Here is a 21,116-nt window from a genome sequence, read left to right as displayed (position 1 = left end):
AGCCGGCCCGCATTAACTTCCGCGCCGGAACGAGTGAACGAAGGAGCGCGTGAGCGACAGCCGCCGCGTCCCGAGTTACGCGGGGGGAGGTAGCGGCTCGGCGCCGCGGCCGTCGCGCAGGCGCAGCGCATTACGGTAGCACTGCGCCGCCGCCTCGAGCTTGCCGGCGCGGTCGAGAACGCGGCCGAGCGCAGCGTAGGCCCGACTGTTGGGCCTTTCCCTGACGACCCGTTCCAGGCAAGCCTGCGCGCGATCGTACTGGCGGTCCTCGAGATAGAGCAGGCCCAGCGTTTCCTGCAGGCCGACATGTTCGGGATGCGACTCCAGCCACTTCTCGCACTGCCTGATCCGGTGCGTTCTCTCGCCTTCATCGCCGGCGGCAGCATAGAGGGCAAGCAGTTCGTCATCCGGTTCGCCCGAGAGATGGCGCTCGAGCAGGCCGGAGGCGCGGGCGGTCCGTCCAAGTTCAGACGCGCGGCGCGCGTACGCGGCGACAAGTTCGCGGCGCTGGCGCATCTTGCGCGGCAACTCCTTCCAGCCCGACTCGAGGCGGTCGATGTCGAAGCTTGCGTCCAGCTCACGCTGCGCTGCGAGCGCGGCCAGTTCCGTCGCGCGGTCGCGGTCGACCACGCCGGCGCGCCGGAGCGCAGGGGTGAGCAGGCGCAGATCGCGCCAGCGACCCAGCTCCTGGTAGTTCTCCAGCAGCAGCCGCAATACGCCGGCGTGGCGTGGCTTCTTCAGGTGCAGCGTCTCGAGAAGCGCCGTGGCCTCGTCGCCCCTGCCCTCGGCTGCCAGCAGCCGGGCGCGCGCCAGGCCGGTGACGAAGTGGCGACGGCCGAACGGGCTGTCGGCCTGTTCGAGCCAGCGGTCGCGCCCGGGCTGGTCGCCCCGGCCCTGCGCCGCGCGGGCCGCGGCCAGGTAACCCGCGGTGGAGTCGCGGTAGCTCAGGGACTTCTGAAGTGCCCGCTCGGCGGCCGGCCAGTCGCCCTCGGTCAGGGCCAGGAACCCTTTTTCGAGCTGTCGGCGGGACCGGCGTTCGCGCGCCTTTCGGATCAGTCGTGTCGGCAAGCGGACGAGACCGACCAGCAGGGAAAGCGCGATCCAGATGAGCAGTATGCCGCCGACGAGCACAAGCACCGACATCTCCAGGCGCCACTGCCCGATATCGAGCTGGACGTGGCCGGGATCCTCGGCGAGATACGGGGCGACGAGCGCTGTGATCACCAGCGCTGCAACCACCAGAAGAATGACCAGCAGTCGCTTCACGAGGCGTCCAGGCGATTCTCGGCTTCGGCCAGGGCGTCACCCAGGTCGGGCAGAGACGGCGCTTCGACGGACGCGGCCGACTCGATGCTTTCCAGGGCCCGCTTGACCGGCTCCGCGGAGTTATCGAAATGGTCTTCGAGCAGTTGCGCGGCCGCAACCAGCTGAAACTTCATCTCTTCGGTATTTCGGCGGGCCGCGGCCGACTGGGCCGCCGCGAGATGCAACCGGAGCCGCTCGCGCACGCTCTCGACCGCAGCGGGGGTCAGCGGTGCGGCTTCACGCGACGAGATTCGGACCAGCCCGCCCAGACCTCTCCGGATATCCGACCACCAGCCGCCATCGGCCTCGTCTCCGGATCCGGACGAATCGGCCGACTCGACAGACTGCGTATCCCGCCCGGCGAGCGGCCACGCGGCCGACTGTTGTTCCAGGGCTGACAGGCGCCCCGTCAGGCCGGCCCAGTCGGTGGTTTCCACCGCGCGAAGGGACTCCAGCTCCCGGGCAACCAGCTGCCGCAGCCGCTCCACGCGCCCGTCTTCCAGACGCTCGAGCCTTGATCGGGCCTGCCGGTAGGCCACCACGGCCCCGGCGGAATCGGCCGCGAGTTCGGCACGCGACTGGCCGATCCGCAGCAGACCGGCGACCTCGACGAGCGCCAGACGGAAGCGGGCATCGGCCAGGGATTCGTCGATCCGGTCGGCGCGATCGGCGCCTGCTTCCTCGATGCTCGACCTGAGCTCGGAAACGGTCCGCTCGAAGCGTCCGGTAGCGCCTTCGAGCTGCTGCCGCAGATCCGCAATGGCGTCGGACTGGTCCTGCAGGCTTTCGCGGAGCGCCGCCGGATCGAAATCGCGCTCGTCCAGTCGCTTTGCCAGCTCCTCGAGACTCGATTCCAGGCTCTCGACTCTCTGCCCGAGATCGCCGAGCGACCGGGATTGGGATTCGACGGCGGACGCCTGCTCTTCGACTCGCACACCGAGCGCAGTGGCGTCGTCACTCTGCCGGGCGCTCCACCATTGCCAGCCGGCCAGGCCGCCGGCAGCCAGCGCCAGCAACAGGGCCAGCCAGGCCAGCGCATTGCCGCCACGAGCAGGGGGCTCGGACCGATCGACCGTCGCAGGTTCCGACGTGGCCCGAGCCGGCTCGGCTTCGGACTCGGATTCCTGCGCAGGCGCCTCTTCAGGCTCGGGCCCGGGCTCCTGATTCTCTTGCTCTTCCTTGTGCTCGCTCATCGGGTAATCGGGGGAACGCAGCCCGCATGCAAACGGCTTTCGAGATTAACGCAAAACAGCGCCACGGTGTTGACCCTGCGCTTGGTGCAACGCGCAGGGTCAGGCGTGTCAGAGTCGCTCGAGCGCCGACAGCATGACCTCATCGGAAGCACCTCCGGCCTCCACGCAACGACGGCAACCCATCCTGGCCGCATACTCGGCAACACGCCGGGACGGCACGATCAACGGTTCGCTGCGTACACGGTCGGCCGCCTGTCGCGGCAGCTTTTCGAGCAGGCCGGTCACCGCCTCGAGACTTGCGCCCAGGGTCACCAGCGAATCGGCCGCGGCGATCCGATCGGCAGCGTCCGCCGGCAGGTCGCTGGCGACGCGTCGATAGACGTGAATCCGCTCGACCACTGCGCCGCGGCGTTCGAGCACTTCGCCCATCAGGCTGCGCCCGCCGGCCGCGGCCAGGATCAGGATCTCCAGTCCCTCGACGTCGCGCAACTCCGGCATCGCCAGCATGGCCTCGCTGGTGCCGTGGCGCTCTGGAAAGATGACGTTGTCGAGACCCAGTTCTCGGGCAATCGAGGCCGTCCCCTCTCCCGGAACGACGATCAATGCTCGATTGAGCAACTCGGTACCGACCAGGCTGACCGCCTGGCGAACGGCTTCATGGCTGGTGAGGATGACGCGATCGGCCGGTAGCGTGGTGGCGAGATCGTCGGCCACGGCGGCGGGATTCTCGGGTGGCTCGAGCTGGAACGGCGCACACTCGAGGGGTTCCAGGCCGAGCTCACCGACACGCTCGGCCAGCTTTTCGGCGGCGGGCCGTGTCCGCGTAATCAGAACCAGTGTCTGCTCTGGCATGGGGTCACCCTATCTCCGATCGCTGAAAAAAGAAAAGCCTGCCGGAGAGGCAGGCTTTCTGGAGAAAATTCCGGGCGTCTGGCGCAACTTGCCAAAGTGCTGGGGGCTTGCGTGTTGGCGTTGGCAGTAGGGGGACGCACCTCAGCAAACTGAACCGTGGGTGACGCCCGGAAAGCAAATCGTCTCGGCCCCTGTTTCCACCTTTTGGGCAACTCTGACACAACTACCGCTCGATGTCCATACCGAGCAGGCACAAAATCAAGGCGATCTTCAAATCTGTGACAGGATTCTCGTTCCACCCTGTTCAAGGAGCGAGCGCGCCGCTTTTCGCCCCAGATTCTCGGCCTCGGAACGATCGCCCTCGACGCGCGCGTCGAGCACCTCGCCGCCGTCGGGGCTGGCCAGGCGGGCTTCGAGCAGAATGCGATCCCCGTCCAGGCGGGCGAACGCCGCCAGCGGCATGCGGCAGTCGCCGCCCAGCTCGGCCACGACCGCCCGCTCTGCGCACATGATGTCGAAGGTATCCCGACAGTTGAGCGACTGGAGCATTTCCAGCGTGCGGGACTCCCCGGCGCGGCACTGAACCACGATCACGCCCTGCCCTGCCGAGGGCAGGAACGTGGGCGGCTCGAGCGGCAGCGTGTGCTCACGATCGATTTCCAGCCGCTGCAGCCCTGCCGCGGCCAGGATCAGGGCATCCACCTCCCCGGAATCGAGCTTGGCCAGGCGCGTCTGCACGTTGCCGCGCACGGTCACGACCTCCAGGTGGGGAAAGCGGGCGAGCAGCTGACTCTGGCGCCTGAGGCTGGCGGTGCCAACCCTGGAGCCGGGCGGCAGGTCTTCCGGCGTGGCCCCGTCGCGAGTGATCCACCAGTCGCGCCAGTCGGCCCGCGGCAGGAAGGCCGCCAGGTCGAAGTCCTCCGAGGGTTCTGCCGGCACATCCTTGAGCGAGTGCACGGCGATGTCGGCCTCGCCGTCGAGAATGGCGCGCTCGAGTTCCTTCAGGAACAGGCCCTTTCCGCCGATTTCCGCCAGGGATCGATCCAGCACTTCGTCGCCGCGCGTGCTGAGCGGCACCAGCGTGACCTCCACGTCGGGATGATGGTCGCGAATTCGCTGCGCGACATGCTCGGTCTGCCAAAGCGCCAGCTTGGACTTGCGGGTCGCGATTCTGAGCTTCTTCATTCTTTCAGGAATCTCCGTGTTCTCGGCCGTCCAGCACCTGGCGGACCAATGCCAGGTTGCGCCGGCTGACCGGTGGATGGCAATGGCTGCCCTCGAGCTCGACGCGCTCCTGCCCCTGTTCGTCGCGGAACAGTCCCCTGAGATATCGCCGGGCCACGAGCGCCTTGCGGTGGATGCGAATGAACTGCCGGGCGAAGCGCTGCTCGAGGCTGACCAGGGAGTCATCGACCAGGGCCTCGCCCTTGTCGAAGTGCACGACGGTGTACTTGTCTTCGGCGACCAGTGCGCGGATGTCGACCACCGGGATGGAGAGCACCCGGTCGCCCAGGCGCGTGCGCAGCGTGGCCCGAGGGTCGATCGGCCGGTTGCGGGCCCGTTCGAGTGCGCGCCCCAGCCGATCGCTGCGCACCGGCTTGACCAGGTAGTCCACGGCAGCCAACTCGAAGGCATCGACCGCGTACTGCTCGTAGGCCGTTACGAAGATGACCGCAGGCGCGCTCTCCAGTCGACGCAACTCCCGCGCCACTTCGATGCCGTCCAGGCCGGGCATCTCCACGTCCAGAAGGACGACGTCGGGCAACAGCTCACGGCATCGCTCGAGCACGCGATCGGCCTGCATGACCACGCCGCAGGATTCGACGCAGGACTGGTCTTCGAGAAGACGCGCCAGCCGGTCCGCTGCCGGCTTTTCGTCATCGACGATGAGAGCGCGCAGATCGCTCACGAAAGTCGCTTCTCCAGCCAGCCGTCGATCGCCTGGACCTCCTCGGCGCAGACCGCGTGCGGCATGGGCCAGGTCTGCCACTCGACATCGAAGCCGGCCGACCGCAGGCGGCGCGCACTGGCTTCCCCGAGGCCGACCGGCACGATCGGGTCCTGGGTTCCGTGGCCGATGAACAGCGGCATGGCGCGGGCGTCAGGGCCGGCCCAGTCCGGCAGGCCGTCGGCTTCGACCAGGTAGGTCGACAAGCCGATCAGGCCGGCCAGGGGCTCGGATCGGGCCAGGCCGCAGCGAAGCGCGATGGCGCCGCCCTGCGAGAATCCGGCCAGAACGATGTTACCCGGCGCGATGCCGTCGGCTTCCTGCTCGTCGATCAGGCCGTCGACGGCCTGGATGGACGCCCGGATTCCGGCCATGTCCTGGTCGCGATCGATGTCGACGCCCAGGATGTCGTACCAGGCGCGCATGGCCATGCCCCCGTTGATGGTCACCGGGCGGACCGGCGCATGCGGAAATACGAAGCGCACCGGACGCCGAGAGGCGCTGGCCAGCTGCGGTACAATCGGTTCGAAGTCATGCCCGTCGGCGCCGAGCCCGTGCAGCCAGATGACGGCATGCCGCGGGGCGTCCCCGGTCTCGAGCATCACGCGTTCAAGTTTCTGATCACTGGAGTCGTTCATGCGCTCAAGTTTAACCGCCCTCGCTGCCGTCCTGTTGTCCCTGGCAGCGCTGTCGGTTTCCGGTTGCGGCCTCAAGGGCGACCTGTACCTGCCCGGCGACGAGGCGACGGCACCGGCCCCGGAACCGAACGAAGACGAGCGCGAAGAATCCACGACCGGAGATTCGGAAGCCTGATCCGATGCCCGAGGAACGCAACGACGCGCTGGCGTTCTTCAAGCTCGAGGCCCTGGGCAACGACTTCATGCTCGTCGACGCCCGGCAGCGCGACTTCGAGCCCGGGCCTGGACAAGTCAGGCAGTGGGCCGACCGGCGCCGCGGCGTGGGCTTCGATCAACTGCTGGTGCTGCGCCCGAGCGACCGGCCGGGACATCACTGCCGCGTCGAAATCCACAACGCCGACGGCAGCCGGGCCGAGCAGTGCGGCAACGGCATGCGGGCCGTGGCGCTCTGGCTGTCGCGCCACGAGGGAGCACGCCACGAGCTTCACCTGGAGACTGCCGGCGGCAGCGTCGAGACCCGCTATCGCTCCGACGACGAAATCAGCGCGACGCTGGGGGTGCCGGACTTCGATCCGCGCGCCGTTGGGCTCGCCGACACACCGACCTTTCCGCGCCGCTTCACCGTCGACGGCGAAGAACTGGATGTCCACGGCGCGTCCATGGGCAATCCCCACCTCCTGGTGATCGAGGACGAGGAACCCGGGCCACGGCGTCTCGACATCGTCGGCAGAACGCTCGGCGGGCACGCCGATCTGGCGCACGGCGCCAACGTGGGACTGGCAGTCGTCGAGTCGCCGCATCGCGTTCGCCTGCGCGTGTTCGAGCGCGGCGCCGGCCCTACGCTGGCCTGCGGCAGCGGGGCGAGCGCCGCGGCCGCTATCCTGCTGCGGCTGGGCCGCGTCGAAGCGCCCGTGGAAGTCATTCAGCCGGGTGGAACGCTTGTGGTAAATTGGCCGGGAAGGGGTCAGGTGCTGACCACCACCGGGCCCGCCCGCCTCGTGTTTGAAGGAGTCATCCGATGCCGGACCCAAGCAGGCTGAACGAAGAAGACGTCATCGAGTGGCTGACGTCCAACGCCGACTTTTTCGAACGCCACCCCGAACTGCTCGAGTGGCTGAAGCTGCCCCACGAAACGGGCGCGCATTCGCTCATCGAAGTCCAGGTGACGCGCCTGAGACGGGAGAATCACCAGCTTCGCGCGCAACTCGAGACCCTGGCCGGTATCGCCGGCGAGAACGAAAGACTGATGCAGCGGCTCCACCAGCTCACGCTGGAGGTGATGACCACGCGCTCGGCAGGAGAATTCATCGAACGCCTTATCGGGCGCCTCGCGAGCGACTTCGACGCTCGAAGCGTCCGGCTTCACCTTCTCGAAAAGCACGACGCCCTCGGGGAAGTCGCCGCGGTCACCACACACGATACCGGCGTTCCCGAGTGGTTCGAGAAACTGCTCGAGCAGGGCAACATCGAATTCGGCCGCTTCACCCGGGCGAAACTCGAAACCCTGTTCCCCAGGCAGCACGAGGACATCGGCTCGGCCGCCCTGGTGCCGATTGCCGGCGTGGGCCTGCTCGCGATCGGTTCGGAATCGCCCGAGCGATTCCACCCCGGGATGGGCACCCTGTTCCTGGAGCTCCTCGGCACCACGATTCGTCACCGCCTCGAACAGGACCGCGGCGACGAACGCAAGCGCGCCTGAATGAGGCGGGGCCAACGGCGGTGCTGATCGAATCGGCCGTCACCGCCTTCCTCGACCACGCCGCCGACGAAGCGGGCTTGAGCCCGGCGACCATCGACGCGTACCGGCGTGATCTCGAGCGATTTGCAGCCTGGTGCGGCGAACACGACGTCGAGGAAATCGAAACACTGTCCACGGCAGACGTCCGCAGCTTTGCGGCCGGCGAGCACCGGCGGGGGCTGAGCCCGCGCAGCGTCCAGCGCCGCCTCTCGGGCCTGCGCCGTTTCTTTCGCTATCTCCGGCGCGAACGCGTCATCGCCGGCGACCCCAGCCAGGGCGTGCGCGCCCCCAAGGTCCGACGCAAGCTTCCCGAAGTGCTCGACATCGACCAGGTGCTGGCCCTGCTCAACATCCCCGAGGAAGACGAGCTGGCCACGCGTGATCGCGCCATGCTGGAGCTGTTTTACGCCTCGGGCCTGCGCGTTAGTGAACTGGCCGGACTGACCTGGGATCGTCTCGACCTCTCCGAGGGACTCGTCCGGGTGCTCGGCAAGGGTCGTCGCGAGCGCGTGGTGCCGGTGGGCCGGCACGCCGTGCGCGCCCTGGAGCGATGGCGCGGCATTCACGCCAGCACGGCCGGGACCGACCAGGCCGGGATATTCACCAGCCTCAAGGGACGCCCGCTGGGCGTCCGCGCCATCCAGAAGCGCGTCGCCTACTGGTCGCAGCGGCAGGGGCTCGACCAGAACGTTCACCCCCACCAACTCCGGCACAGCTTCGCCTCGCACATCCTGGAGTCTTCCGGGGACCTGCGCGCCGTCCAGGAACTCCTCGGCCATGCCAACCTGACCACCACCCAGATCTACACCCACCTGGACTTCCAGCACCTGGCGAAGGTCTATGACGAGACGCATCCGCGGGCGAAGAAAAAATCCTAGAGTCGGGTTCGGGGTTCGGGAAAAGAAAGGTTTCAGTTTTCAGGGTTCAGGTTTCAGGAAAGCCAGCCCGGCGCAGCCGGCCCCGATCCCCCGATGGCCCACCCACTTGTTTTCCGGAACCCCGAACCCGGAACCCCGAACCCCAGGTTTCCCTGAAACCTGAAACCTGAAACCTGAAACCTGAAACCTGACCCCAAGATTGTCCTCCCGCCAAGCCGACCCCATGTTCTCCCCCTCACCCAATGGCAGCGAGAAAGCATGGAACAATATCGCGGCACGACCATCGTCTCGGTGCGGCGCGGCGACCAGGTGGTGATTGCCGGCGACGGCCAGGTCACCCTCGGCAACACCATCATGAAATCCAACGCGCGCAAGGTCCGGCGGCTTTACAAGGGCCGGGTCCTGGCCGGTTTCGCCGGCGCCACGGCCGACGCCTTCACCCTGTTCGAACGCTTCGAGAGCAAGCTGGAAATGCACTCCGGCCACCTCACGCGCGCGGCCGTCGAGCTGGCCAAGGACTGGCGCACGGATCGGTTGCTGCGTCGCCTCGAGGCCCTGCTCGCGGTCGCCGACCATGAAGCCTCGCTGATCATCTCGGGCAACGGCGACGTGATCGAACCCGAGGAAGGACTGATCGCCATCGGCTCCGGCGGGCCGTTCGCGCAATCGGCGGCGCGTGCCCTTCAGCGCCATACCGAGCTCGACGCGGAAACGATCTGCCGCGAAGCCCTGACCATTGCCGGTGAGGTGTGCATCTACACCAACCACAACTTCACTGTCGAAACCCTCGAATCCGATACAGCCGAAGGCCAGTAAGCCATGACGCAGATGACTCCCCGCGAAATCGTCCAGGAACTGGACCGCCACATCATCGGCCAGGCCGAGGCCAAGCGCGCCGTGGCCATCGCCCTGAGAAACCGCTGGCGCCGCATGCAGGTGGACGAGAAGCTGCAGCCGGAAATCACGCCCAAGAACATCCTGATGATCGGTCCGACCGGCGTGGGCAAGACGGAGATCGCGCGACGCCTGGCTACCCTGGCCAAGGCGCCGTTCATCAAGGTCGAAGCGACCAAGTTCACCGAAGTGGGCTACGTGGGCAAGGACGTCGAGTCCATCGTCCGTGACCTCACCGAAGTGGCCTACAAGCTGGCGCGCGACGAGGCCATGGCGAAGGTGCGCTCGCGCGCCGAGGACGCCGCGGTCGAGCGCGTGCTCGACATCATGCTGCCGCGCCAGCAGAGTTCCGGATTCTCCAACGCGCCGGAGGAGCCGGCCGACGGTTCTTCGGAGACGCGCCGGAAGATGATGCGCAAGCTGCTCGACGGTGACTTCAACGAGCGCGAGATCGAGATCGACCTCGACATGAATCTCGGCGTCGAAATCATGGCGCCGCCGGGCATGGAGGAAATGACCAACCAGCTCCAGCAGATGTTTTCCAACATGTCGGGCCAGCGCAAGCAGAAGCGCCGCATGAAGGTCAAGGACGCCATTCCGCTGCTGGTGGAAGAAGAGGCCGCCCGCATGATCAACGACGAAGAGGTCAAGCAGCAGGCACTCACCATGGCCGAGCAGCACGGCATCGTGTTCATCGACGAGATCGACAAGGTCGCTCGTCGCGCCGAAGGGGGCGGCTCCGGAGAAGTCTCGCGCGAGGGCGTGCAGCGCGACCTGCTGCCCCTCGTCGAAGGCGCAACGGTCAATACCCGCTACGGACCGGTGAGCACCGATCACATGCTGTTCATCGCCTCGGGCGCCTTCCATGTTTCGAAGCCTTCCGACCTGGTGCCGGAACTCCAGGGCCGCCTGCCCATCCGCGTCGAATTGCGTGCCCTGGCGGTCGATGACTTCAAGCGCATCCTGACCGAACCGGACGCCTGCCTGACCGAACAATACACCGCGCTGCTCGCCACCGAGGGCGTCGACCTCCAGTTCACCGACGAGGCGATCACGCGCCTGGCCGAGATCAGCTTCTCGGTCAACGAGTCGACCGAGAACATCGGGGCACGCCGCCTGCACACCGTCATGGAACGGCTGCTCGAGGATGTCTCGTACTCGGCGCCGGATCGCTCGAGCGAAAAGGTGGTGGTCGACGCCGATTTCGTCGATCGTTCCCTCAAGGACCTGGCAGGAAACGAGGATCTGAGCCGTTATATCCTGTAGGCCCTGGCGTTGAGCGACGACGCGGGCGCGCCGTGCGCCCGCCCCGGCCACTCGACGGTGGCTGTGTGCAACTGCCGGAAAACTTACGGACCTCTTCGCGGTCGGATCACGGACGGGTCGGGACAATACGAACAAGATGACCGAATCATCCGACATAGCCATATCGCTCAAGCGCGTGACCGTGCGTCTGGGCGGGCGAACGATTCTCGAGGATCTCGATCTCGACATCCCCGCCGGGCAGGTCACGGCCGTCATGGGCCCCAGCGGCGCGGGAAAGACCACCGTGCTGCGCCTGGTCACCGGGCAACTCAAGCCCGACTCCGGCGAGGTCTGGATCGGCGAGACCCGGGTCGACCAACTGGGCGGCAAGGCGCTCGGGCGGCTCAGGCGCAACATCGGCGTGCTGCTTCAGAACGGCGCCCTGTTCACCGACCTGACCAGCTTCGACAACGTCGCCCTGCCCCTGCGCGAGCACACCAGGCTTTCGGAATCCCTGATTCGCCGGATTGTTCTGATGAAGCTCGAGATGGTCGGTCTGCGCGGCGCGGCCCAGCTCTACCCCTCGGAACTGTCGGGCGGCATGAAGCGCCGCGTGGCGACAGCACGAGCGATGGCACTGGACCCCGGCATCATGTTCTATGACGAACCCTTCGCCGGGCTCGACCCGATTTCTCTGGGGGTTTCGCTGCGCCTGATCCGCGATATCAACGCCGCGCTGGGCACCACAAGCGTGGTCATCACCCACGATGTGCGCGAAGTCGCGAAGCTGGCCGACCACGCCTGCATCATTGCAGATCGCAAGCTGGTCGCCACGGGCACGCCCGACGAACTCGCCGCCAGCGCCGACCCGCTGGTCCGGCAGTTCATGCAGGGCGAGCCGGACGGGCCCGTACCCTTCCACTACCCGGCACGAGCCCTCGACGAAGAGCTGATGCGGCGGGGAGAAGGCCGATGAGCAACGCGACATCGCACACCGGGATGACGGCACCGCTCAGGGAACTGGGCCGGGCCGGATTGTTCCTGCTCACCGCCTTCTCGCGCATGCGTTTCGGGCCGCGGCAGCTGGCCGAGATCCTGCGCCAGGTCTATTTCGCGGGCGTGCGCTCGCTGGTGATCATCGTCATCTGCGGTTTTTTCGTCGGCCTGGTGCTGACCCTGCAGACCTACGACACGCTCACGCGCTTCGGCGCCGCCGACGCGGTATCGACCGTACTGGCGCTTTCGCTCTTTCGCGAACTCGGCCCGGTACTGGCCGCGCTGCTTTTCGCCGGACGGGCCGGCACCTCGATCACGGCCGAGATCGGCCTGATGCGCGCGACCGAGCAGCTCGACGCGCTCGACCTGATGGCCATCGACCCGATGGAGCGCATCGTGCAACCGCGCCTGCTGGCCGGATTGATCGCCCTGCCCGCGCTCGTGCTGATCTTCAACCTCACGGCCATCGTCGGCGGCATCTTCTTCGCCGTCTTCCTGATGGGCAGCGACCCGATCAGCTTCTGGGCGAACATGCAGTCCTCAGTCGAATTGATGCGCGACTTCGGCGGCGGCATGTTCAAGTCGGTCTGCTTCGGCTTCGTCGCCGCCTGGCTGGCCGTCTGGTTCGGCTGGTCGGCGCGCCCGACCAGCGAGGGCGTGGCCCTGGCCACGACCCAGACCGTGATCGCCACGGCCATCGCCGTGCTCGTGCTCGACTTCATTCTCTCGGCATTCATGCTCTGAAGACTAGGATCGCCATGAAATCTTCTCACCAGATCGAACTGACCGCGGGCATCTTCCTGCTGCTAGCCATCGCCGCGCTGGTCTTTTTGGCCCTGCACGCCACCGACCGGGGCGTGGTGTCCGGGGAGAGCTACGAAGTCACCGCCCGCTTTTCGAACGTCGGCGGATTGACGCCGCGCGCGACGGTCAGCATGGGCGGTGTGGCCATCGGCATGGTCGAGGCCATCGAGCTCGACCCGGAAACCTTCGAGGCCAGGGTGACGATGCGCATCAGCCGCGCGTACGACAACCTGCCCGACGACACCTCGGCGTCGATTCTCACCAGCGGCATCCTGGGGGATCAGTACGTCGGGCTCGAACCCGGCGGATCGCCGGAGGTGCTTCAGGACGGCGACCGCATCCTGATCACCAGTTCAGCGATGGTGCTCGAACAACTCATCAGCCGCTACATGTTCAACAGCGAAGACGGACAAGGAGAAGAGTAATGCGCACCGTGATACTGGCAATCCTGCTGCTCGCCGGCAACCAGGCCGTGGCCGCGGACGACCCGGTGAGCATCATCGAAACCACGACCGAGGAGCTCTCGCAGCTGATCGACGAGAAACGATCGACCTACCGCGATGACCCGCAGACACTCAGAGCCGACGTCAAGGAGATCCTGCTGCCGACCATCGACCAGACCTACTCGGCACGGCTCGTCCTGGGGCGTCACGGCCGCGGCAAGAGCGGCGAGCAGATCGACGCCTTCGCCGAAGCGCTGGCCAACCAGCTCCTGAATCGATACGCCACCGCCCTGCTGGACTACGACCTCAACGACCGGGTCGAGATCCTGCCCCTGGCCGGCGAGAACACGGAACGGCAAACGCGCGTGCGCACGCGGGTCATGCTCGACAACGGCGAGCGCGCACCGGTCGACTACGTGATGCGCAAGACCGACGACGGCTGGCAGGTCTTCGACGTGATCGTCGAGGGCATCTCCTATGTGGCGACGTTCCGCTCGCAGATCGACCAGGAGATTCGCCAATCCAGCTTCGAGGACATGCTCGAGCGCCTTGAAAGCGGCCAGTACGAAGTCAGCGTCGATGAGTGACGACGACATCGTCCGGCTCGAGGGCGTCCTCACGGCGCGCGAGGTCGCCGAACTGGAGCGCCGCTACAGCGACCGCTTCGACGGCGCCAATCCGCCGGCAGCGGTCGACCTGGCGGATGTCGAAAGCGGCGACTCCAGCGCCCTGGCCCTGCTGCTGGAATGGCAGTCCCGGGCGGCTGAGAGGATTCGCTTCGAAAAACCGCCGGAAAGCCTGCGCGTGATCGCGCGTCTGACCGGCGTCGCCCCGCTGCTGGGCTGGGCGGACGAGGACAGCAACGCGGAACCCGCGAAGGAACGACGATGAAGGCAGTAATGAGCACGCTCCTGGCCGCCGCCCTCCTGGCCGGCTGCGCCACGACGGCGCCGCCGCCGGACGAGCGCCACCCGCGCGATCCCTGGGAGCCGTACAACCGCAACATGTTCCGGTTCAACACGGCCGTCGATCGTGCCGTCATCCGGCCGCTGGCGGTCGGCTACGGCAAGATCACGCCGGCACCGGCACGTCGCGGCATCCGCAACTTCTTCACCAACATCCGCTCGCCGGTCGACCAGGTCAACCTGCTGCTGCAGGGCCGGCCCGGCGCCGCGGGCACCGAGCTGACGCGCTTCCTGGTCAACTCGACCTTCGGTCTGGGCGGGGTGTTCGACATGGCCACAAGGGCGGACGTCGAGGAATACGAGGAAGATTTCGGCCAGACCCTGGCGGTGTGGGGCTGGGAGGACAGCCGTTTCTTCATCCTCCCGCTGCTCGGACCGTCGACCGTGCGCGACGGCCTCGGTCGCGTGCCCGACGGCTACGCCGATGTCGTCTGGCGCTGGACCCTGGACGAAACCACCTACGGGCTGGTCGGGCTCAACGTCATCCAGGTCCGCCACGCCATGCTGCCGCTCGACGAGGACATCCGGGCCGCCTACGACCCGTACACCTTCATGCGCGACGGCTGGATGCAGCGCCGCTCCCACGCGATCGCCAACGGCGAGAACGGCCTGCCCGACTACGAGTCCTTCCTCGACGAGGACTGGGAAGACTAGGCAGGCTTCATGCCACGCTGCCCGGACCATTCCGGGCAATCAACCGTAGAGCGAAAGCAGGTAGCCCAGTCGATCGCGCACCCAGCCGCTGACCGGCGTGAGTCGCACGTCCAGGCGACGTTCGAGCTCGTCGGTGTCCACCAGCGGACCCTCGTCGAGGCTCGCGTAGCCCTCGTAGAGCCCGGCCAGAAGCTGCCCGACGTGGGCGCTGCCCGATAGATGGCTCATGCCGTCGGCGAAACCGTCGATGCTCTGCGGCGCGAAATGGACCTCGCGCCCGTAGACTTCGGCAAGCAGGCGGCACAGTTCGGGACCGGTCACCGGCTCGGGGCTCGCCACGTCGATCACCTCTCCGGCCACGTCGGCGCTCATGCAGGCGACCGCGATCCGTCCCTGGTCCTCGGTCGAAGTCCAGTTCAGTCGCTGGCCGGCGTCGAGCGGCGGATAGACCAGTCGCCCGTAATCGCGGATCTCGCGAATGATGTGCGGCCATACCAGGTTCGCCAGGTAGAGCGTGGGCCGCAGGACCACGGCCGGAACATCGGCCGAGAGAATCCGGTCCGAAATTCGCCTGAGACCGTCGACGAAGGGGCCCGGCGGCATGTCGTCGCCGCAATAGCCCCCGGTCGTGAAAACGATCCGCGCAACGCCTGCTGAAGCAGCCGCGGCGAGTACGTGATCGACGGCCCTGGTGGCTTCGGGCTCGTCGGGCATCGCAGTCAGATGAAAGAAGATGGCATCGACGCCTTCGGCCGCTTCCCGCACATCTTCTGCATCGGTGAGGTCGGCGCGAACCATCTCCACGCGACCGGGCAGTTTCTCCTCGGCCTCGTCGAGATCGCGCGTGGCCGCCCGAACTGCCAGGCCGGCCTCCAGCGCGGCTTCCACGACCGGGTGACCCTGCGTGCCCGTGGCACCGAAGACCAGAAGTTTCTCGATATTCATGCAAGCCGCTCCGTTGCTGTCCGGGGAAAGCATACCAATCCTGGCAAACGCCGACACGCGGGGACGGCGGGCCTGCTGTAATACAATGGCGTCGCGATGAAACCCGCCTTCTTCTTCCCGGCCGCAAGCTGCCTGAACCCGATCGGACTGGCCCTGGCAACGATCCTGCTGTCAGCCTGCGGCCCGGCTACGGACACCACGGGCGAGGCGCCCGAGGCCTCGAGCGCCTGCACCGGCCCGCTCGGCCCGGGCTGCATTTCGGACGATCCCGTGCCGCCGTTCGACCGGATCGAACCCGGCCACTTCCTGCCCGCCATGCGGGCGGCAACCGAGCGCGCCGACGCCCGCATTGCCGACATCGCCGGCAATCCCCAACCACCGAGTTTCGACAACACCGTTGGCGCCCTGCACAGGTCAGGCGGAGAAGTCGCCCGGATCGCCAGGCTCTGGTACGGCCTCGCGGCCATCGAGGACAGTCCGGAAATCAGGGCCGTCGGCGAGGCGTTCTCTCGACTGCTCGGCGAGCACGAACGGCGGGTGCTGCACGACCGGGCGCTGTTCGAGCGCATCGACCGGCTCCACGCCGAAGCAGTCGCTCGCGGCCTGTCGCCGCAGCAACGACGTCTCGTCGCGGAGACCTGGCGCCGCTTCCGGCGAGCGGGAGCGCATCTCGACGACGACCAACTCGAAGCGCTGGCCGACATCGACCGGCGAATCGAACGGCTCGACGAGCAGTATCAGCGGGAGCGGCGGGGCGCCACGCACCGCCACGAACTGCTGTTCGATGACCCCGACCGCCTGGCGGGACTGCCAGCGTCGCTCGTCGAACAGGCCCGGCAGACGGCGCGCGATCGCGGCCATGATTCCGGCTGGGCGTTCACGCTTCACGCCCACAGCTTCTATCCATTCATGCGTCACTTTCCGGGGCGCACCGAACGCCGGCGGCTCTACGAGGCCTGGATGACCCGCTACCGCGACGTCCTCCGGAGCGACGAGGACCTGGGCCGGATCATCGACCGCCTGGCCCGTTTGCGGGCCGAGAGAGCGGCGCTGCTCGGATTCGACAGCCACCTGGACGCGTTGCTGGACGACGCCAGCCTGCCGGACCGCCAGGCCCTGGATCACCTGCTCGAACGGCTCGCCGCCGCGGCCGGGGTCCGCGCCGGGGCCGAGCTGGAACGACTCCGGTCGCTCGCCCGGGCCGACGGCATCGAGGGCGAGCTTCAGCCCTGGGACTGGTGGTACTACCGCCAGCGCCTTCTGGAGGACGGGCCCGGCGGGGAGCCGGGCCCATGGCTGCCGCTCGAGGCGGCGGTCGAAGGCGCCTTCGGCCTGGCGTCGGAGCTCTGGGGACTGCGCTTCCGTCCCCGCGAGGACCTGCCGGCCTGGCACCCGGACATGAAGGCCTACGAGGTGCTCGACGGCAAGGGCGATGCGCTGGGCATCGTCTATCTCGATCCGGTCCACCGGCGCGGCAAACGCGGCGGTGCCTGGACCTCCCAGTACCGGGTCCAGGGCGTCGAGGACGGCCGGCGAACGTTGCCGGTGCTTGCGGTGGTCGCCAACCTGCCGCCCCCCTCGGGCGACAGGCCCGTTCTGCTGTCGGTCGACCAGGTGCGCACGCTGTTTCACGAGTTCGGGCATGCCCTCCACGGCCTGCTCTCCGACGTGGAATACGCGGCGCTGGCTGGCACCAACGTGCCGACCGACTTCGTCGAGTTCCCGGCCCTGATGTTCGAGCGCTGGTCGCTGGCGCCCGAGATCGTCCTGGACTATGCGCGCCACCACCCCGGCGGCGGGACGCTCGATCGGGATACCGCACAGCGTCTCGCCCGGGCGGATCGCCCCACCCCCGGCCTGGAAACCCTGGAACTGATCGCGGCCATCGAGCTCGATCTCGCGCTGCACGGCGCACCCCGGGGACGGGTGCCGGAACTCGAAGACGCCGAAAAGCGGATTCGCGACGAACTCCGTCTTCCGGCCCTGGTGTCGGCCCGCCACCACGGCGGCGGCCTGGCCAGCGTGTTTGCCCGCCGGCGCCACGGCGGCGACTTCCGAACCCTGTGGTCGGAACTGCTCGCCAGTGACGCTTTCACGGCCTTCGAGGAGAACGGGATAGTCGATCGGGAACTGGCGGAGCGCTTCCGCGCCGAGATCCTGGCACGCGGCAATTCGCGCGCGCCGATGGCTTCCTGGCGGGCCTTCCGCGGCCGCCCGCCCGAGATTCGGTACCTGATCGAGGCACGCGGCCTGGCCGGCGCATCCCGAGAGGAGACTCCAGGCGATCAGGCCGTTGAGAAGACCCCCAGCGGCGAATAGCTGCCGAATTCGGGGAACACTGCCTCCAGCTGCCCCGGCGCCAGCCCCATCCGCCGCACCAGGACCTCGGCCAGGACCTGCCGGTAATCGGTCGTGGTCGCCAGGTCCTGGCCCTCGAACAGCGAACCCGCATCCAGCCCGGGGAAGTTGCCGTGCATGCCGCCGTTGACGCGTCCCCCAAGGGCCAGCATCACGTTGCCGTGACCGTGATCGGTGCCGCCGGCATCGTTGGGTCGCACCTTACGGCCGAACTCGCTGAGAACGACCACGTTGACGCGGTTCATCAGGTTGCCCTGGGACGAGGCCGAAAGGTCGGTGTAGAACGCGTCGAGCGCCCGCGAAAGTTCCTCGACGCGGATGCCGTAGTAGTCGTAGTGATTGGCATTGCCCGGCTGCGGCATGCCCTGCCCCGCGTGCGTGTCCCAGCCGCCGTAATCCACGGTGGCGGCGACGATGCCCATGTCCTGTTTGATCAGCTGGGCCAGGCTTCGGAACTGATCGCCCAGCGTCCCGCCGGGATAGGCTGCGCCGCCTTCGGGCAAGTAGCCGTCGAAATCCATCTCGCGCATCTGCTCCAGGGCGTCGGCGGTATCGCGACCCGCCTGCAGCAGCGGGCTGGCGCCCCCGCCGCTCCACAGCGCGTCGAGCCGCCGGTGCGCGGCCTGGTGTCCGGCCAGGTCCGGGTTGGTCTCGTTCCAGGACCAGTGGAACCCGTCGATCCGGAAGGACTCGGGCGAGGCGACGGTGAGCGCCGCGGTCGACCCCATCAGCGACATCGGACGCGTGTCGGAGAAACCGAAAACGGGCGCGATGTCGGCGCTCGGCAGTCCGTCGGCGGCGGCCAGGTAGCGCGTCAGCCAGCCGTCGGGCGTGCTCTTGTCGCCGGGCGTGCCGAGGTCGATCCAGGCCTGGGCGTCGAAGTGGCTGCGCGAGAGGTGCTGGGGCATGCCCGAACCCTGGACGATGGCCAGGCGGCCTTCGTCCCACAGCCGGTGCAGCCACTTCGGCGGGCTGCCGACGCCGTCGCCGGGCCCACCGCCGGCGCGCGGGTGCAAGGCCCAATTCGTGCCCGCGAGAGCACGCAGGTTGGACTCCGGTATGGCCATGTTGTCGCGCAGCAGCTCGTAGTGGCCGCGCTCCACGCCGGCATAAGGCACGACAAGATGCAGCCCGTCGATCCCGCCGCGCAGGAAGACATAGACGATCACGTCGTTGCTGGTGCGCCCCGCCGCGGCCGCGGGACGCCAGAAGGTGGTCAGCGGCACTGCCCCGGCCAGCGCCGCGGCGCAGCATCCCTGGAGAAAGGCTCTGCGCCTCATCGCTGGTAGAACTCCGGCAGCATCATGATCAGCGCCACGGCCGCGCGCAGCCGCGACGGCGTGTAGTGGGCGCTGAGATTGCCCGATTTCCATTTGCCGTGGGGTAGCCCGCTGGTGATGTCGAGCGGCGTGCCGGCCGCGGCGTTCTGCCGCATGAAGTCGATCAATTCGGAGCGACGACCCGACGCCACGGGTCGGCCCACCAGGCGTTGGAGCCAGAAATCCACCAGGCCTTCGGCGCTGCGCTGGGCGGGATCGGGCAGTCCGGCGACCGTCTCCTGCTGGATGCGCAGCAGGAACTGATCGCTGTCGTCTCGCAGCTCGACCATGCGGCTGAGCAATCGCCAGGTCTGGCCCATCACCGAGGCCGAGGTCCAGCGATCGGCCGTGTCGGGATAGCCATCCGGCGAGGGCCAGCGAAAACAGCCGTGGCCGGTCTGGCGAAAGCGGTAGAGCAAATCGCCCCAGGGATCCCAGCCGCCGATCGGCTGAGGCTCGATCTCGGCCGCGGTCTTGCGAAACGCGGCACACATCAATTCGAAGGGACGGCGAACCTTCGCCCCGGTCCCGGCGACGAAGTCTTCCGAGGAGAGAATATGCCGCACGACCTGCGCGATCTGGTCGTCGGCCTGCCAGTTGTCGTGCCAGACCTGGGCCGCCGAATCGACCAGGGACCGGGGCGGCTCGTCGTCGATCAGACGACGGCAGATCTTCTCGCACAGGTGCCTGGCCGTCTGCCGGTGCATGCACAGGTAGTCCATGGCGAGCTCGGCCTCCATCTGGTCGGTCGGACCGAAGATGAAGTTGCCCAGGACGTACTTGTTGCCGCCCTCGTGCCAGTTGATGAAGAAGAGGAAATCCCCGTTGTCGTAGTCAGGCGTGTCGGGAAACTCCCAGTGCCCGTTCCGAATGGTCCACCCGGTGAAGCAGCGCGCCACGTCGTAGACGTCCGCATCGCTGTAGCCGATCGCAAGGTCGTCGTCGCCGATCGGAATTTCGCCGTGCGCAGCGCCCGGGTAGTAGGCATCGGAGCCGAGCGTGTGCAATTCCATCAGTTCCCGCGCCCAGTTCTCGTTGTACCCCCCGGCACGGTTGTCCTTGTTGTCCAGGTAGATGAGCATTGCCGTCGAGCGCGCCACCGCTTCGAGCATCTCGCGGAAGTTGCCCAGCGCATGCGGCCGGATCACATCCCGATCGTACTGCACGAACACCGGGGCGATGCTGAAGTCCCAGCCGGCGACGCTGAAGTGATCGTGCCAGAACTCGGTCATCACCTCGTAGACCTGACGACGCGAATACACGGCCCGCAGGATGCGCGCGGCCTCGGTCTCGGCGACGGGCAGGTAGCGATCCCCGTCACCCTGGACGTGGTCGGCCCACAGCTCGGTAATCGACTTGCCCAGGGTCAGGTAGCCGGCGGCAGCCAGGCGCTGCTCGAGCTCGCTGTCGTCGAGGGCCTGCCAGTCCAGCTGCTCGTCCAGCCAGGCGCCCAGGCGCTGCTGGTCGTTGGACCCCAGGGACAGGAAATGCTCGAGGTCTCCGGGCCGCGCGCCGTAGGTGGCGCGCTCGAGCACGCGCAGCGCAAAATCGGAAGCTGCGCTCGAGCCGTCCTCGAAGCGGTCGGAAAAGATGCGATCACCGCTCCCCTGAACGGCGTCGCGCATGGTCCCCCCGGCATTGCTGTCCATAAGCGGCAATCCGGATGCGAGCCATTACTCTAGCCGAAAGCGCCCCGCCGTTTCCGTGAAGCGCGTCACGGATTGGGCTGAATGGGAAGAGGTTTCAGGGTTCAGGTTTCAGGTTTCAGGAGCGCCTGGCGAAGCCGGTGTCTCGTTGCCGACAAGCTGTTCGCCGTGCACTCCGAAGCTCCACCGAGCGTACCCCGGCAAAGCCGGCCCGCAGCGCGCTGAAGCGCCGCCTGAAACCTGAAACCTGAAACCTGAAACCTGAAACCTGAAACCTGAAACCTGAAACCTGAAA

General features: G+C 67.4%; 23 protein-coding genes. 13 read left to right on the top strand and 10 right to left on the bottom strand.

Annotated elements, in window-relative coordinates:
• Nucleotides 1-75: 75 nt before the first annotated feature.
• From DZC52_RS12455 to DZC52_RS12430, 6 genes are all read right to left on the bottom strand, one after another.
• The gene (locus tag DZC52_RS12455; RefSeq protein ID WP_116651478.1) at nucleotides 76-1,266 is read right to left on the bottom strand and encodes a heme biosynthesis protein HemY; all 1,191 of its coding nucleotides are present in this window, start codon (nucleotides 1,264-1,266) and stop codon (nucleotides 76-78) included.
• Nucleotides 1,263-2,498, bottom strand: a complete 1,236-nt coding sequence (locus DZC52_RS12450) for a uroporphyrinogen-III C-methyltransferase (protein WP_116651477.1) — start codon at nucleotides 2,496-2,498, stop codon at nucleotides 1,263-1,265. The genes DZC52_RS12455 and DZC52_RS12450 overlap by 4 nt, the downstream gene beginning before the upstream one ends.
• A 108-nt stretch (nucleotides 2,499-2,606) precedes the next feature.
• Complete coding sequence (locus tag DZC52_RS12445) at nucleotides 2,607-3,350, bottom strand: uroporphyrinogen-III synthase (protein ID WP_116651476.1); 744 nt, start codon at nucleotides 3,348-3,350, stop codon at nucleotides 2,607-2,609.
• Between the two features lie 270 nt (nucleotides 3,351-3,620).
• On the bottom strand, nucleotides 3,621-4,535 hold the full coding sequence (gene hemC, locus DZC52_RS12440) for a hydroxymethylbilane synthase (RefSeq protein ID WP_116651475.1): 915 nt from the start codon (nucleotides 4,533-4,535) through the stop codon (nucleotides 3,621-3,623).
• Nucleotides 4,536-4,539: 4 nt separating this feature from the next.
• Nucleotides 4,540-5,259 carry a LytR/AlgR family response regulator transcription factor gene (locus tag DZC52_RS12435; protein WP_116651474.1) on the bottom strand — a complete coding sequence of 240 codons (720 nt, stop codon included), beginning with the start codon at nucleotides 5,257-5,259 and terminating at the stop codon, nucleotides 4,540-4,542.
• Nucleotides 5,256-5,936, bottom strand: a complete 681-nt coding sequence (locus tag DZC52_RS12430; RefSeq protein ID WP_116651473.1) for an alpha/beta hydrolase — start codon at nucleotides 5,934-5,936, stop codon at nucleotides 5,256-5,258. Before DZC52_RS12430 ends, DZC52_RS12435 begins: the two co-directional genes overlap by 4 nt.
• On the opposite strand from DZC52_RS12430, the gene lptM reads away from it, so the two are divergent.
• From lptM to DZC52_RS12370, 12 genes are all read left to right on the top strand, one after another.
• Nucleotides 5,935-6,111, top strand: a complete 177-nt coding sequence (lptM, locus tag DZC52_RS12425; RefSeq protein ID WP_116651472.1) for an LPS translocon maturation chaperone LptM — start codon at nucleotides 5,935-5,937, stop codon at nucleotides 6,109-6,111. The genes DZC52_RS12430 and lptM overlap by 2 nt on opposite strands.
• Before the next feature lie 4 nt (nucleotides 6,112-6,115).
• Nucleotides 6,116-6,976, top strand: coding sequence for a diaminopimelate epimerase (dapF, locus tag DZC52_RS12420; protein WP_116651471.1), 861 nt, complete (start codon nucleotides 6,116-6,118; stop codon nucleotides 6,974-6,976).
• The gene (locus DZC52_RS12415; RefSeq protein WP_116651470.1) at nucleotides 6,955-7,635 is read left to right on the top strand and encodes a DUF484 family protein; all 681 of its coding nucleotides are present in this window, start codon (nucleotides 6,955-6,957) and stop codon (nucleotides 7,633-7,635) included. The genes dapF and DZC52_RS12415 overlap by 22 nt, the downstream gene beginning before the upstream one ends.
• Nucleotides 7,636-7,655: 20 nt before the next feature.
• Nucleotides 7,656-8,552 (top strand): tyrosine recombinase XerC, encoded by an 897-nt coding sequence (xerC, locus tag DZC52_RS12410; protein WP_220338368.1) that lies wholly within the window; start codon nucleotides 7,656-7,658, stop codon nucleotides 8,550-8,552.
• A 258-nt stretch (nucleotides 8,553-8,810) separates the two neighbouring features.
• Nucleotides 8,811-9,368, top strand: a complete 558-nt coding sequence (gene hslV, locus DZC52_RS12405; RefSeq protein ID WP_116651469.1) for an ATP-dependent protease subunit HslV — start codon at nucleotides 8,811-8,813, stop codon at nucleotides 9,366-9,368.
• Between the two features lie 3 nt (nucleotides 9,369-9,371).
• Nucleotides 9,372-10,712: an ATP-dependent protease ATPase subunit HslU gene (gene hslU, locus DZC52_RS12400; protein WP_116651468.1), complete on the top strand. Its 1,341-nt coding sequence runs from the start codon at nucleotides 9,372-9,374 to the stop codon at nucleotides 10,710-10,712.
• Nucleotides 10,713-10,848: 136 nt separating this feature from the next.
• Entirely contained in the window at nucleotides 10,849-11,667 is an 819-nt protein-coding gene (locus tag DZC52_RS12395) for an ABC transporter ATP-binding protein (protein WP_116651467.1), read from the top strand.
• Nucleotides 11,664-12,431, top strand: coding sequence for an MlaE family lipid ABC transporter permease subunit (locus tag DZC52_RS12390; protein ID WP_116651466.1), 768 nt, complete (start codon nucleotides 11,664-11,666; stop codon nucleotides 12,429-12,431). The genes DZC52_RS12395 and DZC52_RS12390 overlap by 4 nt, the downstream gene beginning before the upstream one ends.
• A gap of 14 nt (nucleotides 12,432-12,445) precedes the next feature.
• Nucleotides 12,446-12,916, top strand: a complete 471-nt coding sequence (mlaD, locus tag DZC52_RS12385) for an outer membrane lipid asymmetry maintenance protein MlaD (protein WP_116651465.1) — start codon at nucleotides 12,446-12,448, stop codon at nucleotides 12,914-12,916.
• Nucleotides 12,916-13,521, top strand: coding sequence for an MlaC/ttg2D family ABC transporter substrate-binding protein (locus DZC52_RS12380; RefSeq protein ID WP_116651464.1), 606 nt, complete (start codon nucleotides 12,916-12,918; stop codon nucleotides 13,519-13,521). The genes mlaD and DZC52_RS12380 overlap by 1 nt, the downstream gene beginning before the upstream one ends.
• A complete protein-coding gene (locus tag DZC52_RS12375) occupies nucleotides 13,514-13,825 on the top strand; it encodes an STAS domain-containing protein (protein WP_181918939.1) in 312 nt (103 codons plus the stop codon). Before DZC52_RS12380 ends, DZC52_RS12375 begins: the two co-directional genes overlap by 8 nt.
• Nucleotides 13,822-14,553, top strand: a complete 732-nt coding sequence (locus DZC52_RS12370; RefSeq protein WP_116651462.1) for an MlaA family lipoprotein — start codon at nucleotides 13,822-13,824, stop codon at nucleotides 14,551-14,553. Before DZC52_RS12375 ends, DZC52_RS12370 begins: the two co-directional genes overlap by 4 nt.
• Nucleotides 14,554-14,592: 39 nt before the next feature.
• Here the strand turns inward: DZC52_RS12370 and DZC52_RS12365 are convergent, their stop codons facing one another.
• Nucleotides 14,593-15,498 carry an SDR family oxidoreductase gene (locus DZC52_RS12365; protein WP_181918938.1) on the bottom strand — a complete coding sequence of 302 codons (906 nt, stop codon included), beginning with the start codon at nucleotides 15,496-15,498 and terminating at the stop codon, nucleotides 14,593-14,595.
• Between the two features lie 96 nt (nucleotides 15,499-15,594).
• On the opposite strand from DZC52_RS12365, the gene DZC52_RS12360 reads away from it, so the two are divergent.
• A complete protein-coding gene (locus tag DZC52_RS12360; RefSeq protein ID WP_116651460.1) occupies nucleotides 15,595-17,817 on the top strand; it encodes a M3 family metallopeptidase in 2,223 nt (740 codons plus the stop codon).
• On the opposite strand, the gene DZC52_RS12355 is transcribed toward DZC52_RS12360, so the two are convergent.
• The 3 genes from DZC52_RS12355 to DZC52_RS15640 form a co-directional block, all read right to left on the bottom strand.
• The gene (locus DZC52_RS12355) at nucleotides 17,784-19,136 is read right to left on the bottom strand and encodes a DUF1501 domain-containing protein (RefSeq protein ID WP_181918937.1); all 1,353 of its coding nucleotides are present in this window, start codon (nucleotides 19,134-19,136) and stop codon (nucleotides 17,784-17,786) included. The genes DZC52_RS12360 and DZC52_RS12355 overlap by 34 nt on opposite strands.
• Nucleotides 19,133-20,824, bottom strand: coding sequence for a DUF1800 domain-containing protein (locus DZC52_RS12350; protein ID WP_116651458.1), 1,692 nt, complete (start codon nucleotides 20,822-20,824; stop codon nucleotides 19,133-19,135). Before DZC52_RS12350 ends, DZC52_RS12355 begins: the two co-directional genes overlap by 4 nt.
• 108 nt (nucleotides 20,825-20,932) lie before the next feature.
• Nucleotides 20,933-21,116: hypothetical protein (locus DZC52_RS15640; RefSeq protein ID WP_220338367.1), on the bottom strand; the 184-nt coding region annotated here is incomplete at its 5' end.

The organism is Wenzhouxiangella sediminis (assembly GCF_003410055.1).
GTDB lineage: Bacteria > Pseudomonadota > Gammaproteobacteria > Xanthomonadales > Wenzhouxiangellaceae > Wenzhouxiangella > Wenzhouxiangella sediminis.
This window is presented reverse-complemented; position numbering and strand designations above follow the sequence as displayed.

What these genes read in the sequence shown, in the direction of transcription:
- lptM (WP_116651472.1), top strand. Translation starts at nt 5,935, where the DNA reads ATGCGCTCAAGTTTAACCGCCCTCGCTGCCGTCCTGTTGTCCCTGGCA.
- DZC52_RS12375 (WP_181918939.1), top strand. Translation starts at nt 13,514, where the DNA reads ATGAGTGACGACGACATCGTCCGGCTCGAGGGCGTCCTCACGGCGCGC.
- hslV (WP_116651469.1), top strand. Translation starts at nt 8,811, where the DNA reads ATGGAACAATATCGCGGCACGACCATCGTCTCGGTGCGGCGCGGCGAC.
- DZC52_RS12430 (WP_116651473.1), bottom strand. Translation starts at nt 5,936, where the DNA reads ATGAACGACTCCAGTGATCAGAAACTTGAACGCGTGATGCTCGAGACC.
- DZC52_RS12395 (WP_116651467.1), top strand. Translation starts at nt 10,849, where the DNA reads ATGACCGAATCATCCGACATAGCCATATCGCTCAAGCGCGTGACCGTG.
- mlaD (WP_116651465.1), top strand. Translation starts at nt 12,446, where the DNA reads ATGAAATCTTCTCACCAGATCGAACTGACCGCGGGCATCTTCCTGCTG.
- dapF (WP_116651471.1), top strand. Translation starts at nt 6,116, where the DNA reads ATGCCCGAGGAACGCAACGACGCGCTGGCGTTCTTCAAGCTCGAGGCC.
- DZC52_RS12445 (WP_116651476.1), bottom strand. Translation starts at nt 3,350, where the DNA reads ATGCCAGAGCAGACACTGGTTCTGATTACGCGGACACGGCCCGCCGCC.
- DZC52_RS12390 (WP_116651466.1), top strand. Translation starts at nt 11,664, where the DNA reads ATGAGCAACGCGACATCGCACACCGGGATGACGGCACCGCTCAGGGAA.
- DZC52_RS12370 (WP_116651462.1), top strand. Translation starts at nt 13,822, where the DNA reads ATGAAGGCAGTAATGAGCACGCTCCTGGCCGCCGCCCTCCTGGCCGGC.
- DZC52_RS12380 (WP_116651464.1), top strand. Translation starts at nt 12,916, where the DNA reads ATGCGCACCGTGATACTGGCAATCCTGCTGCTCGCCGGCAACCAGGCC.
- DZC52_RS12350 (WP_116651458.1), bottom strand. Translation starts at nt 20,824, where the DNA reads ATGGACAGCAATGCCGGGGGGACCATGCGCGACGCCGTTCAGGGGAGC.
- DZC52_RS12415 (WP_116651470.1), top strand. Translation starts at nt 6,955, where the DNA reads ATGCCGGACCCAAGCAGGCTGAACGAAGAAGACGTCATCGAGTGGCTG.
- hslU (WP_116651468.1), top strand. Translation starts at nt 9,372, where the DNA reads ATGACGCAGATGACTCCCCGCGAAATCGTCCAGGAACTGGACCGCCAC.
- DZC52_RS12355 (WP_181918937.1), bottom strand. Translation starts at nt 19,136, where the DNA reads ATGAGGCGCAGAGCCTTTCTCCAGGGATGCTGCGCCGCGGCGCTGGCC.
- DZC52_RS12360 (WP_116651460.1), top strand. Translation starts at nt 15,595, where the DNA reads ATGAAACCCGCCTTCTTCTTCCCGGCCGCAAGCTGCCTGAACCCGATC.
- DZC52_RS12365 (WP_181918938.1), bottom strand. Translation starts at nt 15,498, where the DNA reads ATGAATATCGAGAAACTTCTGGTCTTCGGTGCCACGGGCACGCAGGGT.
- DZC52_RS12450 (WP_116651477.1), bottom strand. Translation starts at nt 2,498, where the DNA reads ATGAGCGAGCACAAGGAAGAGCAAGAGAATCAGGAGCCCGGGCCCGAG.
- hemC (WP_116651475.1), bottom strand. Translation starts at nt 4,535, where the DNA reads ATGAAGAAGCTCAGAATCGCGACCCGCAAGTCCAAGCTGGCGCTTTGG.